12 protein-coding genes are annotated in these 15,103 nt (G+C 59.7%); 5 read left to right on the top strand and 7 right to left on the bottom strand.

Features of this window, described 5'->3' with window-relative positions; all coding sequences use genetic code 11:
* Positions 1-167 precede the first annotated feature (167 nt).
* From xylA to KBY02_RS24135, 4 genes are all read left to right on the top strand, one after another.
* On the top strand, positions 168-1,484 hold the full coding sequence (xylA, locus tag KBY02_RS24150) for a xylose isomerase (protein WP_225650812.1): 1,317 nt from the start codon (positions 168-170) through the stop codon (positions 1,482-1,484).
* A gap of 133 nt (positions 1,485-1,617) precedes the next feature.
* Positions 1,618-2,619, top strand: coding sequence for a D-xylose ABC transporter substrate-binding protein (gene xylF / locus KBY02_RS24145; RefSeq protein WP_011268060.1), 1,002 nt, complete (start codon positions 1,618-1,620; stop codon positions 2,617-2,619).
* 102 nt (positions 2,620-2,721) lie between these two features.
* Entirely contained in the window at positions 2,722-4,278 is a 1,557-nt protein-coding gene (gene xylG / locus KBY02_RS24140; protein ID WP_011268061.1) for a D-xylose ABC transporter ATP-binding protein, read from the top strand.
* Entirely contained in the window at positions 4,279-5,415 is a 1,137-nt protein-coding gene (locus KBY02_RS24135) for a sugar ABC transporter permease (RefSeq protein ID WP_003400873.1), read from the top strand.
* Between the two features lie 33 nt (positions 5,416-5,448).
* Here the strand turns inward: KBY02_RS24135 and KBY02_RS24130 are convergent, their stop codons facing one another.
* The 7 genes from KBY02_RS24130 to KBY02_RS24100 form a co-directional block, all read right to left on the bottom strand.
* Positions 5,449-5,883, bottom strand: a complete 435-nt coding sequence (locus KBY02_RS24130) for a RidA family protein (protein ID WP_024638593.1) — start codon at positions 5,881-5,883, stop codon at positions 5,449-5,451.
* 69 nt (positions 5,884-5,952) lie between these two features.
* A complete protein-coding gene (locus tag KBY02_RS24125) occupies positions 5,953-7,536 on the bottom strand; it encodes a flavin monoamine oxidase family protein (RefSeq protein ID WP_024651090.1) in 1,584 nt (527 codons plus the stop codon).
* A 22-nt stretch (positions 7,537-7,558) separates the two neighbouring features.
* Positions 7,559-8,488: an ABC transporter substrate-binding protein gene (locus KBY02_RS24120; RefSeq protein ID WP_053275825.1), complete on the bottom strand. Its 930-nt coding sequence runs from the start codon at positions 8,486-8,488 to the stop codon at positions 7,559-7,561.
* A 28-nt stretch (positions 8,489-8,516) separates the two neighbouring features.
* Positions 8,517-9,302 carry an amino acid ABC transporter ATP-binding protein gene (locus KBY02_RS24115; RefSeq protein ID WP_225650811.1) on the bottom strand — a complete coding sequence of 262 codons (786 nt, stop codon included), beginning with the start codon at positions 9,300-9,302 and terminating at the stop codon, positions 8,517-8,519.
* Entirely contained in the window at positions 9,295-10,284 is a 990-nt protein-coding gene (locus KBY02_RS24110) for an amino acid ABC transporter permease (protein WP_003400867.1), read from the bottom strand. Before KBY02_RS24110 ends, KBY02_RS24115 begins: the two co-directional genes overlap by 8 nt.
* Positions 10,285-10,326: 42 nt before the next feature.
* Positions 10,327-12,774, bottom strand: coding sequence for a TonB-dependent receptor plug domain-containing protein (locus KBY02_RS24105; RefSeq protein ID WP_225650810.1), 2,448 nt, complete (start codon positions 12,772-12,774; stop codon positions 10,327-10,329).
* Positions 12,775-13,345: 571 nt separating this feature from the next.
* Positions 13,346-14,014: a DUF3313 domain-containing protein gene (locus tag KBY02_RS24100; RefSeq protein ID WP_011268068.1), complete on the bottom strand. Its 669-nt coding sequence runs from the start codon at positions 14,012-14,014 to the stop codon at positions 13,346-13,348.
* 496 nt (positions 14,015-14,510) lie between these two features.
* Between KBY02_RS24100 and KBY02_RS24095 the strand changes: the two genes are divergently transcribed.
* Positions 14,511-14,969, top strand: coding sequence for a thiol-disulfide oxidoreductase DCC family protein (locus KBY02_RS24095; RefSeq protein WP_011268069.1), 459 nt, complete (start codon positions 14,511-14,513; stop codon positions 14,967-14,969).
* The last annotated feature ends 134 nt before the right edge of the window (positions 14,970-15,103 follow it).

Here is a 15,103-nt window from a genome sequence, read left to right as displayed (position 1 = left end):
TTTTTATGCCGATTCGATAAGCACGACGCCGTTGGCCACAGACTAGGCCGCTGACCGGCGAATCTCAACACTCAAAATCGCACTGTGCGTTGACGATTTTCATAATCAGCGCACGCGGGGCCGTTGCTAGTATCCAGACACCGCCAAGAACAATAAGGAAAACGCTCATGCCGTACTTCCCCGACGTCGACAGGGTTCGCTACGAAGGCCCTGACAGCGACTCGCCTCTCGCCTTTCGCCACTATGACGCCGACAAGCTGGTCCTCGGTAAACCCATGCGCGAGCACTTGCGCATGGCGGCCTGCTACTGGCACACCTTCGTATGGCCGGGCGCCGACATGTTCGGTGTCGGCACCTTCAAGCGCCCCTGGCAAGGGTCCGGTGACCCGATGGAACTGGCCATCGGCAAGGCCGAAGCGGCGTTCGAGTTCTTCTCCAAGCTCGGCATCGACTACTACAGCTTCCACGACACCGATGTGGCACCGGAAGGCGCCTCACTGAAGGAGTATCGCCACAACTTCGCGCACATGGTCGATCACCTGGAACGCCATCAGCAACAGAGCGGCATAAAACTGCTGTGGGGCACGGCCAACTGCTTCAGCAACCCGCGCTTCGCCGCAGGCGCTGCCAGTAACCCGGACCCGGAAGTCTTTGCCTATGCCGCGACCCAGGTGTTCAGCGCGATGAATGCCACCCAGCGTCTCAAAGGGTCCAGCTACGTGTTGTGGGGCGGTCGTGAAGGCTACGAAACCCTGCTCAATACGGACCTCAAGCGTGAACGCGAACAGCTCGGTCGCTTCATGCGCATGGTCGTTGAACACAAGCACAAGATCGGTTTCAAGGGTGACTTGCTGATCGAGCCCAAGCCACAGGAGCCGACCAAGCATCAGTACGATTACGACAGCGCCACGGTGTTCGGTTTTCTGCAGCAATACGGCCTGGAAAACGAGATCAAGGTCAATATCGAGGCCAACCACGCCACGCTGGCCGGGCACAGCTTCCACCACGAAATCGCCACGGCGGTCTCGCTGGGGATCTTCGGCAGCATCGACGCCAACCGTGGCGACCCACAGAACGGCTGGGACACGGACCAGTTCCCCAACAGCGTCGAAGAGATGACCCTCGCCACCTACGAGATCCTCAAGGCTGGTGGCTTCACCAATGGCGGCTTCAATTTCGACTCGAAAGTGCGTCGCCAGAGCCTCGACGATATCGATCTGTTCCACGGCCACGTCGCCGCGATGGACGTCCTCGCCCTGGCGCTGGAGCGTGCCGCCGCCATGCTGCAGAACGATAAACTCCAGCACTTCAAGGATCAGCGCTACGCCGGCTGGCAGCAGCCTTTCGGGCAATCGGTACTGGCAGGCGAATTCAGCCTTGCCTCGCTCGCCGAACACGCCTTCGCCAACGAACTGAACCCGCAGGCCGTCAGTGGCCGTCAGGAACTGCTTGAAGGCGTGGTCAACCGCTTTATCTACGCCTGACAGGCTTGGCTGGACGTCGCCGTGACATTCAGGCGACAAATCTTCATACGCGACGTCCGGCAACGCTCTACAGTTCTATCGGTATCACCCACAGTCAAGCAGTGTCTCAAACAACAATAAAAGGACGCACCCTATGAACACCCTCAAAAGTACGCTGCTCGCCAGCGCGCTGGCCTTGCTGTCCCTGCCGGTGATGGCTGACTCTGCGCACCCGAAAATAGGTTTTTCCATTGATGACCTGCGTCTGGAACGCTGGTCACGCGACCGTGATTACTTCGTTGCGGCGGCGGAAAAGCTCGACGCCAAGGTCTTCGTGCAATCAGCGGATGCCAATGAACAGAAACAGATCTCGCAGATAGAAAACCTCATCTCTCGCGGCGTCGATGTGATCGTCATCGTGCCGTTCAACGCCACCGTGCTGACCAACGCCGTTGCCGAGGCCAAGAAGGCCGGGATCAAGGTGGTGTCGTATGACCGGCTGATCCTCAATGCCGATATCGACGCGTACATTTCCTTCGATAACGAAAAAGTCGGCGAGATGCAGGCCAACGGCGTGCTGAAAGCAGCGCCCAAGGGCAATTACTTCCTGCTGGGCGGCGCGCCCACCGACAACAACGCCAAGATTCTGCGCGAAGGCCAGATGAAGGCGCTGCAACCGGCTATCGACAGAGGTGATATCAAGATCGTCGGCCAGCAGTGGGTAAAGGAGTGGAACCCTACCGAAGCCCTGAGCATTGTTGAAAACGCCCTGACGCGTAATAACAACAAGATCGATGGCATCGTCGCCTCCAACGACGCCACTGCCGGCGGCGCGATTCAGGCCCTCGCCGCACAGAAACTGGCCGGCAAAGTCCCTATCTCGGGTCAGGACGCGGACCTCGCGGCGGTCAAGCGGGTCATCGATGGCACGCAGACCATGACTGTCTACAAGCCGCTGAAACTGATTGCCACGGAAGCCGCCAAGCTCTCTGTGCAACTGGCACGCAATGAGAAACCCGATTTCAGCTCGAAATACGACAACGGCAGCAAACAAGTCGACACCATCCTGCTGACGCCTACAGCGTTGACCAAGGACAACATCGACCTGCTGGAGAAAGACGGGTTCTATACCAAGGCGCAGATTGACGGGCAATGAGCCTCGATCGTTGATACGTCGCTGAAAGCCAGAGCACGACCCTGCGGTTTAGCCGGGTCGCCGCTCAGGGCAAGCCTTCACACCTTCGTAGAGCCCTGCGCCATGTCTGACTACCTGTTGCAAATGAACGGCATCGTCAAATCCTTTGGCGGTGTAAAAGCGCTCAACGGCATCGATATCACAGTGAAGCCCGGCGAGTGCGTCGGCCTGTGCGGCGAGAACGGCGCGGGCAAATCCACCTTGATGAAAGTCCTGTCGGCGGTCTATCCCTACGGCACCTGGGAGGGCGAAATCCTGTGGGACGGCCAACCGCTCAAGGCACAGTCGATCAGTGAAACGGAAGCGGCCGGGATCGTCATCATCCATCAGGAACTGACGCTGGTCCCGGACCTGTCGGTGGCCGAAAACATTTTTATGGGCCACGAGCTGACGCTCCCCGGCGGGCGCATGAATTACCCGGCCATGATGCACCGCGCCGAGTCGCTGATGCGTGAACTCAAAGTGCCTGACATGAACGTGGCGCTGCCGGTTTCGCAGTATGGCGGCGGCTACCAGCAACTGGTGGAAATCGCCAAGGCGCTGAACAAGAAGGCGCGCCTGTTGATTCTCGACGAGCCCTCCTCGGCCCTGACCCGCTCCGAAATCGAGGTGTTGCTGGACATCATTCACGACCTGAAGGCCAAGGGGGTCGCGTGCGTGTACATCTCGCACAAACTCGATGAGGTGGCCGCCGTGTGCGACACCGTTTCCGTCATCCGCGACGGCAAACATATCGCCACCACTGCAATGGCGGACATGGACATTCCAAAGATCATCACCCAGATGGTCGGACGCGAAATGAGCAACCTCTACCCCACCGAGCCGCATGATGTCGGCGAGGTGATTTTCGAAGCGCGGCATATCACCTGCTACGACGTCGATAACCCCAGGCGCAAGCGCGTCGACGACGTGTCATTCCTCCTCAGGCGCGGGGAAATCCTCGGCATCGCCGGGCTGGTGGGCGCGGGCCGTACCGAACTGGTATCCGCCCTGTTCGGCGCCTACCCCGGTCGGTACAGCGGTGAAGTGTGGCTGAATGGCCAGGCGATCGACACGCGCACGCCGCTCAAATCGATCCGCGCCGGCGTGTGCATGGTCCCTGAAGACCGCAAGCGCCAGGGCATCATTCCGGACCTGGGCGTCGGCCAGAACATCACCCTCGCGGTCCTCGACAGCTACTCGAACATGACCCGCATCGACGCTGAAGCCGAACTGGGCAGTATCGACCGGGAAATCTCGCGCATGCACCTCAAGACCGCCAGCCCGTTTTTGCCAATCACCAGCCTGTCAGGCGGCAATCAGCAGAAAGCCGTGCTGGCGAAGATGCTGCTCACCCGCCCGCGCGTTCTGATTCTCGACGAGCCTACCCGCGGCGTCGATGTCGGTGCCAAGTACGAGATCTACAAGCTGATGGGCGCGCTGGCAGCCGAGGGCGTGTCGATCATCATGGTGTCTTCGGAGCTGGCCGAAGTGCTGGGCGTGTCCGACCGTGTGCTGGTGATTGGCGACGGCCAGTTGCGCGGCGACTTCATCAACCATGACCTGACTCAGGAGCAGGTCCTCGCCGCTGCACTCAGCCACTCCGATGCCCCTCACAATAATGCCCGGAAGACCGCGTAGATGAACCAGGTCAAACAATTCTTTACCCGCTACAAAATGCTCGCGCTGGTGATTGCCATCGCCGTTATCTGGCTGTTCTTCAGCTGGCAGACCGAGGGCGGCTTCCTCACCCCGCGCAACTTGTCCAACCTGCTGCGCCAGATGTCCATTACCGGGATTCTGGCCTGCGGCATGGTGCTGGTGATCATCAGCGGCGAGATTGACCTGTCGGTAGGCTCATTGCTTGGCCTGCTCGGTGGCCTGGCGGCGATTCTGGATGTGGTTTACCACGTTCCGCTGCTGGCGAACCTGAGTGTGGTGGCCCTGTGCGGCCTGATGATCGGCCTCGCCAATGGCTACATGACTGCCTACCTGCGGATCCCCTCGTTCATCGTCGGGCTGGGTGGCATGCTGGCGTTTCGTGGCGTCCTGCTGGGGATCACCGGCGGCACGACCATCGCCCCGGTGTCACCGTCGCTGGTCTATATCGGCCAAGGTTACCTGCCGCACGCGGTGGGCACCGGACTCGGGATTCTGCTGCTGGCGCTGACGCTGTTCCTGACCTGGAAACAACGGCGCAACAGAGCACTGCACGGCCTGGCAGCGCATTCGCTGATTCGTGATGTGTTGCGTGTGGTGTTGATCGGCGCCGTGCTGGGCGGCTTTGTCTATGTGCTCAACAGCTACGACGGAATCCCCGTTCCAGTGTTGCTGTTGCTGGTCCTGCTCGGCGTATTCAGCTACGTCACCAGCCAGACGGTATTCGGACGCCGCGTCTACGCCGTCGGCAGCAACATGGAGGCCACGCGCCTGTCCGGCATCAACGTACAGGCCGTGAAGCTATGGATCTTCGGCATCATGGGCGTGATGTGCGCGTTCGCCGGGCTGGTCAATACAGCACGCCTGGCCGCCGGCTCACCCTCGGCAGGCAACATGGGCGAACTCGACGCCATCGCCGCATGCTTCATCGGCGGCACATCGATGCGCGGTGGTTCAGGCACTGTCTACGGCGCCCTGCTCGGCGCACTGGTGATTACCAGTCTCGACAACGGCATGTCGATGCTCGACGTCGACAGTTACTGGCAGATGATCGTCAAGGGCGGCATTCTGGTATTGGCGGTGTGGGTGGACGTGAGTACCCGCGCCGGGCGGCGCTGATCGCTGCCCGACACGCGAGCTGACAGCGCGCGATCAAGCCGGTCTGGCCGCTATCGCTTCGACCTCGATCAACGCGCCGGGCAATGGCAGCGCCACCACCTGCAACGCCGTGCGCGCGGGTTTGAGAGGTTGTTCCGGCGTGCCGAAAAATTGCGTGTAACCGGCCTGCAGCCCGGCAAAATCCAGCTTGCCGGCGGTTTCCTCGGCACCGACCAGAAATACCCGCAACTGTACGATATCGCCCAGATCGAGGTCCTGTTGCTGAAGGATTCTGCGCAGTTTGTTGAATACCGAAACGGTCTGTACTTCGGTGTTGCCATAGGCTGCCGGCGTACCCGCCGGAGCCTTCGGGTCGGCGAGGTCAGGCAAGGTGCCGCTGACGAATACCAGGCTGGTCGAGGCTGGCACTGTCACGGTTTGCGAGATCGGAAAATCGCCGACGCTGGTGCGTTGAATGCTGTCGCTCATGGTGTCTCTCCTTCAATGGATATTCAGGAATAAGGGTTACGTAAAACGACGGGGTCGTGCAGTTGCACGTCATGACGCGGCAAGGGTCGAAATCTGCCGCACTTGCCTCACTCGCTCGGCCAGTTGCGCCACCACATGTCGCGCCGAGTTGGCCGCCGACTCCTGCCAGATGCCGACTCCGCTTTGCACCAGCCCGTCACCGGCGAAGTACACACGACCATGGGGCTCGTCCAGCAACGCACTGGCAGCGGCCGGAAAATGTTCGCGTTGCAACCAAGGGCCTTCGCTGTAAGGGATCTGCTCCCAGGACACGGCCAGCGGGTTGCGCAACTGCCGCGAATACCCCGGATGCAGCAGCTCTACCGCTTCTCTGGAAGCAGCGTATTGTGTGTCGAACGGTTGCGCACCGAACGCAGCGGCCCCCTCCCCGGTGACATAACCCGCCACCAGCAGACCTTCACGGGTGTTCAAATCGTTACTGGGATACCACAACAGCCGCGCCGGATGGTCGATCCAGGACAACCCGCCGTAGATGCGGTAGTCGGTTTCCCAAAAACGCGGAGATTGCCAGGCCACCTTGGTCGCCTGATCGTTGCGGGTGCTGAGCAAGGCCGCCTTGACCGGGTCACTGAAATCGGTGTCCAGTCTGGCCAGCAAGGGCAGTGGCAGGGTTGACACCAGATAGTCGGCGCGCACCACATGCTCGCGACCGCTGTATCTGTCGTGATAGGTAACTGCCACGCCGTCTTCCAGTTGACGAATCTGCCGTACCTTCGCGCCCAGTTGCACCTGGTCGGTGAGGCGCTGGTAAAAGGCGTCGGTGATCCGGTCCATGCCACCGACCGGTTGAAACATGGTCGCGGAAAACTCGGGAAACTCGGTGTGCAGCAGTGCGCCCCACAATTCGGGGTGCAGCAAGCGATCCAGCGCCACCGGTTGCGCACTGGTCGGCAAGGCTCCCGGATGAGAAAGTGACGTCCGATGGCCGGAGCGCAGGCTGCCCTCGTACGCCAGCTCCTGCGAAAGGTCGCCATACACCTGCAAGAACGCCAACAGCCGCTGACGCTCTTCGCCGCTCAACACATCGTCCAGCGCGTCGCGCTGCACCGCCCTGGCCAGCAAACCGGAAAGATGGCCACGGGCATCATTGATCGCCTGGCCGACAGTGAACGCGGGGCGTTGCAGGTCCGGGCGTACCTGTGCTCCATGGCTGCTGTTGACCAGTACTTCAAGCGGCACACCCAGTTCACTGCAGTAGTCGAGCAACGTCCGATGCTGGCTGGGAATGCGCGCCGGACCGGCATTGAAATACACCCCTGAATCGAAGTTTGCGGTCTGTGAGCGGCCGTCCTTGTACTCCACCCGATCGCCGTTGCGCAGCGTCCAGTTACGGCCACCCACTCGATCACGGGCTTCCAGCACTTGCACGGCAAAACCTGCGCGCTTCAGTTCCAGTGCCGTGACCAGCCCGGCAATGCCTGCCCCCAGCACCAGCACGCGAGTGCCCTGCCCCAGACCGTCGCCGAGTTTCAGAGGCTGTGGCCGTCGATGCGATGAAGGCCCCAGCCCCAGTACCGCAAGCGCATCCTTGACGGCGGTCTCGCCGCCCACGGCAGCGATACTGGAAAGCGCTTCACGTCGTGTCAGTCCCATATCGTTTGCTCCCTTCAACGCGTCAGTCCGGCAAGCCGGGCGGGTTGATCAACGACTTGTCGACGCGCTCCACATCCAGCCCCCAGCGTTTGAGCACCTGCTCGTACTGGCCGCCGGCAATCGCTCCTTCCAGGGCGGTGTGAATAGGCCTGACCAGGCCGTTGTCCTTGCGCGTGGTCACGGCGATATCCGCCTGCAGCGGCCAGCCGCCATTGACCGTGCCTACCCGCTTGATGCCGCCGGTAATCGCGGCCGAATAGGCATATATCGAATTGGGCCCGAACAGCGCATCACTGCGACCCGACTGAATGGCAAGTTGTGCGGCCGCCTGATCATCGAAGTACTGCAACAGCGCAGGCTTGATACCGGCCTTTTCGTTCGCTTCGTTCCACGCCAGCAGAACCTTTTCCTGATTGGTGCCGGAGCCGACGATAATTTTCAGCCCGGCAATGTCCGACGCCTGTTTTATCTCGCTTATTTTGCTGTTGGCTTTCACGTAGAAGCCCAGGACGTCCTGACGGTAAGTGGCGAAATCGAAGCGTTTCTTGCGCGCTTCAGTGACTGTGACATTGCTGATCACCGCGTCGTATTTTCCCGAACTGACGCCCAGCGGCCAGTCTTCCCAACTGGTCTGCACCACGTTCAATTGCAGGCCCAGGCTGTCCGCCACCAGTTGCGCGGTATCGGCCTCGCTGCCGATAGTGGTTTTGTCGTCGTTGGCCAGCAGCGCCAACGGTGGCCCCGCAACACCGGAGACGGCCACGGTGAATTTGCCAGGCTGGACGAACTTGAAGCCAGCCGGGATCTGTGCGATGGCCGCCTCGTTACGCGGCACATGAATGCGTGGCCGGTCGGGGCTCAGATCGACCGGTTGCGCGGTCGACGCCAAAGTACTGTGGGCGACGCTGACGGCTAGCGTCAGCAGGGCCACACGGGCGGTATTGATGAACATCAGCAGTCACTCCTTGATAGCGGGAAAGTCATAGCACCTTGCCGAGAAAGGCAGCCGTGCGAGGATGTCGAGGTTGGTGGAACACTTGTTCCGGCGGCCCCTGCTCAATCAGTCGGCCCTCGCAGAGAAACACGACATGGTCTGCCACCTCACGGGCGAAGCCGATTTCATGAGTGACCACCACCAGCGTGACGCCCAGCTGCGTCAGGCCCTTGATGACGTCCAGCACCTCGCCGACCAGCTCGGGGTCAAGGGCTGAGGTGGGCTCATCGAACAGCAGGACCTTGGGGTCCAGCGCAAGCGCGCGGGCGATGGCGACACGCTGTTGCTGCCCCCCGGAAAGCTGGCACGGGTACGCATCTGTCTTGTCTGCCAGACCAACCCTGGCCAGCAGTTCACTTGCCCTGGCCCGGGCCTCGGACTTGCTCCAGCGTTTGTGGGCCAAAGGCGCCTCGGCGATGTTTTCCCAGGCAGTGAGGTGCGCGAACAGGTTGAAATTCTGGAACACGAAGCCGACCTCGATCCGCCGCTTGAGAATCTCGCGCTCCTTGAGTTCATAGAGCAGGTCGCCCTTGCGACGATAGCCAACGTAATCACCGTCGATGGTGATGTACCCGCTGTCGATCTTTTCCAGGTGGTTGATGGTGCGCAGCAGCGTGGACTTGCCGGAACCGGAAGGACCGAGTATCACCGTGACCTTGCCCGGTTCGATGCTCAGGTCGATGTCCTTGAGCACCTGCTGGCTGCCAAAGCGCTTGCCCACGCCCTGAATCTGAATGCGCCCTGCGCGCACTGGCGTGGAGGCCTCACCCATGGTGCTTCTCCCCGGACGCGCTGCCCTTGAGCCAGCCGCGCAGGCGCTGCAAGGGTGTCGGCGGCAGTACACGTGCCGAGCCACGGGCAAAGTGGCGTTCGACGTAATACTGGGCACTGGTCAGCACCGTAGTGATGATCAGGTACCAGACGGTAGCCACGATCAGCAACGGAATCACTGCCTGGGTACGGTTGTAGATGACCTGCACGGTGTAGAACAGCTCCGGCAAGGCCAGCACGTAAACAATGGATGTTCCCTTGACCAGACCGATGATCTCGTTAAAACCCGAAGGCAGAATCGAGCGCAACGCCTGGGGCAGAATGATCCGGAAAATCCGCCGCGACGCAGGCAGGCCAAGTGCCGCAGCAGCTTCATGCTGACCGGCATCGACACCGATCAGCCCGCCACGAATGATTTCTGCGGTATAGGCCGACTGCATCAGGCTCAAGCCCAGTACCGCAACGGTGAACTGACTGAGCACGTCCACCGTCGACCACTCGGCGAAGACCAGTTGGGTGAACGGCACCCCGAGTACGATGTGGTCGTACAGGTAGGCGAAGTTGTAGAGGATGATCAACACCAACAGCGCAGGCATCGAGCGGAAAAACCAGATGTAGCCCCAGGCCAGTGCCGCCAGCAGCGGCGAGCCGGACAGGCGCGCCAACGCCAGCGCCGTGCCGAGAATGATGCTGAACAGCGTGCTGAGCAACGTCAACAGAAGCGTCTGCGCAAGGCCGCGCAGCACCGATGGCGAGAAGAACCACTGGCCGAAGACGCCCCACTCCCAGCGCGGGTTGGTCGCCAGCGAGTGCACAATGGCCAGCAGCACAAGCGCCGCGAATATCGACCCGATCCAGCGACCGGGATGCCGGGCGGGAACGACCTGCAACGCCTTTATCGGCGGCGGTGCTACGCGGCTCTGAGGAAGCGGATAATGACTGGGCTCATCAATGAAGTCATAGGGTTTGGCGACAATGGGCATGGTGGTTCCTCGCACGCAATATTGAGTTGTCAGGTGCTGGCCTTAAAAGGCGTAAGTCAGCCGGGTGTAGTAATAGCCGCCAGTAAAACCGTAGGGCGAATAGGTGCCGTAGCTGCTGACCATGGTGCTGCTGGGAATCCCCTGCTTTTTGGGATAGACGTCGAACAGGTTCTTGGCCCCGACGGCGACGTTGAGGTTTTTGCTGAGGTTGTAGCCAAGGTCCAGATCGGTGATCCATTTGGTGCCGTACACCCGGTCCAGATCACGATTGGCTGAGGAATTGACCTCCTTGTAAGCGCCGTAGCGGGTCAGCGCCAGATTCAGGTTGAAGCGCTCGATACTCCAGTCACCGCCCAGAATCAGCTTGGTGCGCGGCTGCACACCGGTGATCAGATTGCGCGCTTCGCGGTCCATCAGTTCATAGGACGTACCGAGAATCGAGGTGGATTCCTTGTAGCTGAGGATCTTCGTCTGGTTCCAGTTGAACGCCGCCGTCCACTTCAATGCCCCGTACGGCCCCAGGTCCTGACTGTAATTGCTGACCAGGTCCAACCCCTTGGTACGGGTGTCGGCACCGTTGATGAAGTACTGGCCACCCGACGTCGAGTCGATGCCATTGTTGAGCAGCACCTGCGTGACCTCATCGCCCAGCAAGGTGCCGGTCAGCGTGATGCGGTCACGCAGATTAATCACGTAGGCGTCGGCGCTCAGCGTGAGGCGCTCGGTCGGTGTGAGCGTGAAACCCAGGCTGAAGTTGGTCGAGCGCTCCGGTTTGAGGTCCTCCGCGCCCAGCGCCTTCGCGGCCCCCGACCCGGTCGGCAACACGCCGTAGTTGATGGACTGATAGACCCCGTCCACCACGCCATACGTGGTCGAGCGTGCACTGAACAGGCTGTTGGCCAGAGACGGCGCACGGAAGCCATTGCTGACAGTGGCACGTACGGCGAATTGGGGAGTGAAATCGTAACGCGTGGTCAGCTTGCCGCTGCGGGTCGCGCCCACGCCCTGATTGTAATGCTCGTAGCGAAATGCGCTGCCAACGTACCAGTCCGGTACAGGGTTGAAGCCCACGTCGACATAACTGGCGACACTGTTACGCGAGGCGCTGTTTTCTTCGTCAGGGGAAATACCGTTGGTGACTTGCGCTCCGGAAGACGCGCAGTGGCCCGGCGCAATGCAGTAGCCGCCATTGGCATAGGATTCATAGTCACCGGCCTGCACCTCGTACGTCTCACGCCGATGCTCGAGGCCATAGGACACATCCAGAGGCTTTTGCAGACCGATGTCGAAGCCGCGCTTAAAGTCCAGATTGGTGGTCAGTTCGGTGGATATCCACGTGCCGGAAGTAAAGCGGTTGGGTGTGGCTTCACCCAGGGACGGGTTCTGATTGTGCGTAGTGCCCTGCTCGGCTTCGTTGCGCCCATAAGTGCTGGACAGGTCCCAATCCCATTCGCCGACGGCGCCCTTGCCGCCCAATGCTGCCTGAACATCGTCTTCATCGATGTACCAGGTCGGCGTGTATCCCGCCGGATATCCGTTAGGCCCGGTGGTAATGGTATTGGTGATGGTCGGCAGACGAAAATTCTGCCCCTGCTCGGCCTTACGACGTGAATACGTGGTGAAGGAATACAGGCTCAGACTGCCATCGACGGGCAGTTCGGCGTTGTACCCCAGGGTCAGCAGATTAGTCTTTGGCGTGCCGTAGCCGCCATACGTGGACTTGCCCGCCAGGTCATAGGCCTGCTCGTAACTGTAACCATTGGCGCTGGCCTTGTTGTCATCATTCTGGCTGCGGGCGTCCAGCGCCAGTTGCACAATGCCCCCGTCGCCGATCTCGAACCCCTTGTTGAGGCTTTGCTGCACAGTCTGCTTCTTGCCGTCATAGCCGAGCCCGGCATTGGTCACCGAGGTACCACTGGTGTCAGCCTTGAGGATGACGTTGATGACCCCTGCAATCGCATCGGAACCGTATTGGGCCGCTGCGCCATCGCGCAGGACTTCAACATGGTCGATGGCGCTGATGGGGATCAGGTCCAGGTCCGCAGGGGCAGCCCCGGTATTGATGCCGTTGATGTTCAGGGTGGCGCTGGTGTGACGGCGTTTGCCATTGACCAGCACCAGCACTTCGGCGGCGCTCAGACCCCGCAAGTTGGGCGCACGGGCAATGCCGCTGGCGTCCCAGCCGGTTTTTTCCGGCAGGGTCAGCGATGGAATCACAGCGCTCAGGGCTTCCATCAGTCCGGGCTTGCCGGTGCTCTGTAACTGTCTGGCGCTGACCACATCGATCGGCACCGGGCTGCTGGTGACCGTGCGTTGCTCGGCACCGCGATTACCGGTGACCACCACAGTGGACAAGGTACGCGGGTCGTCGGTGTTGTTTTCCTGGGCTCTTATGGTCCCTGACAGCAACATGCCCCCTATCGCCAAGGCCAATGGGCAGTAGCCCATTGCAGCAGTCGATACCCGGGCACGTTGTAAGGCTTGTTTCATACCCACTCCAGACATGGCTGTCATCGCAGCCACACATCCAAATCGCGAAATCGGACACTCCCGCTGTCTTGAGGACGGCGCGGCATGCACGGTTTTAAAAGTGATCAACGACATGCAGGAAAACCTGCGGCCGGGTTTGGCACTTAGCGGTCTGAACGAACTAGCTGTGAGGCGAGTAGTCGGTGCGGAGCAGTGGCAAGGCGACGCGCCTGTCAATGACAGGGCGAGAGAAGTAAAGGCAACGGCAGGATTGAACAGGCAACATACGTTGAACTCCCTTCCAACGATTCTGCACCGGGGTCAGCGTTTCAGCGCCCCTGTCACACTGCGCAGGCTGGCGGCATGACACACAGAATCTTGATCACGATTGGTACCATCCGAGGTAAGGGGTAGGCTGTTGAAACCAAACATAACGAAATCAATTTCGAAAATATAATTCTATTTGGTCATAAGCTAATATTATTATTTATGATATAAATTAAATATAATTATTTAAAAATAACATTTTCTGCATGAGAAATTTTCCAGATCGAAAAGCCCGGTTATCAAGCCGGGCTTCACGCCACATTGCCTACTTCGAGAGCAGAAGCTCGACCAGCTCGTCCGCCCCTCTCGAAATGCCGGCCTGCGCCGCCGACAGACTTCCGAAGGTTGAGCCGATGTCATAGACCTTCGGATACTGCCGGGTGACATAGGACGCCAGCAGTTGCGAAGTGGACGCGTCGTAGATCTCGACGGCATAACTCACGGAGCCGGTAAAAGTCCCCTTACGATCTCGGGCCGCCTGAAACAGGTTATAAGAGCCCATGCCGATATCGAATCTGGAGAACGTCGACAGCCCGGCGACAGTGGTCTCGGCCCCGGTCAGCGTGAGGCGAATCCTCAACGTACCGCGCCCCGGCGTGGCGGTGAATCGAAAGTGTCGCCCCAAGGCCTCGGAGAACTTGACCGTCATGTCGTTGGCCAGGGTTATGCGGTCCTTGCGCTCCAGCCCGGAAAACTGGGCATCCACTCCCGTGTAAATCACCACGGGCTCAAGCATGATTTGATCGTATTTATTCCAGTTGACTGCGGTGGTGTATTTAAACGGTATACGCCCGGTACTGTCCTGCTCGTTAGGCCGCATTTCGAGCGAGGACTCTATGCCCGAGTAAGGGGACGGTTCGTGGCTGGCACACCCCGCGGCCAGAAATCCCAACAACAGAAGCACGGACACCTTCATCTGTTTAACGTAGTGCATGGGCAATTCTCCAGCGTGATCAGGTTATTGATATTCAAACGCTCACCGTCCATCAGGCACGCCTGCAGGCAACGCGCTTGAACAGCATTGTTTGTAGTGAAAATCTCTCAGTTACCTGTTGCGGGCTATCCACAAACGGCGATACCGCATTGCACGGCATTCAATCGTTCGCTATCTGTTGGCACTGAAAGATGACTCATTCCGTTTGGGCTTTGCCGTCGCTCGTAGCGAAACCGGCAACGCCAAAACTGTACCAAGGTGTATACTTTTAGACGTTTGCAGAGCGCTCGTCAATCTAAAATGTACACATCGGTATACTTTTGATGGCTTCGAGATCATTGACCTGGAAAGACAGGGAGCGTGTCAGGTAAGTGGGAGCTAAACCCCCCTTGGATCGGTAGTACTCGAAACCCAAGGCCCGGATGACCGCCACCGCCCATTGTCAGCAAGGTCTTTTGAGCATAAGGTGTAAAAAACCTATACAAGACTACTAGCGATGTACAAGAAAGTTGAATGGCCGCTGACGCTTTACTTTGATGGTGACTGCCCGCTCTGCGCTCGAGAAGTCAGAACCCTGCGCGCCCATGCAAAGCCTGAGCGGCTTTTGTTCGTGGATATCCGTGATGACGCCTTTGACGCCACTTCACTGGGATTCACACTTGAGGATATGGAGTCGTTACTGCACGCCAGATTCAGCGATGACACGTGGATCAAGGGTCTGGACGCGACACTCTGGAGTTGGCGAGCGGCCGGGCTGGGTGCATGGGTCGCGCCGCTGTCATGGCGATTCATGAGGCCAGTGTTTAACCTGGGCTACCGGCTTTTCTGCCGCTCGCGCCCTTACCTTGCCTGGCTGCCCCACCCTGACGGCAGCCGCCGTTGCAGTAGCAACAGCTGTGCGGTCCCGGGCGCAAAACCTGCTTCGGCCAAGCGGACGTCCACTACAGAGAAGTAAACCGGGAATGCATACCGCAGAAACGAAAAAAGACGCCTAGCAGACTGTGTGAAAACGCACTGAAGGCAAGCCCAACAAACGCCCCGACTTGTTCGGGGCGTTTGTTTTTGTGTGGGCAACAGTCGAAAAAAAGC

The organism is Pseudomonas sp. P129 (assembly GCF_020312195.1).
GTDB lineage: Bacteria > Pseudomonadota > Gammaproteobacteria > Pseudomonadales > Pseudomonadaceae > Aquipseudomonas > Aquipseudomonas fragariae.
This window is presented reverse-complemented; position numbering and strand designations above follow the sequence as displayed.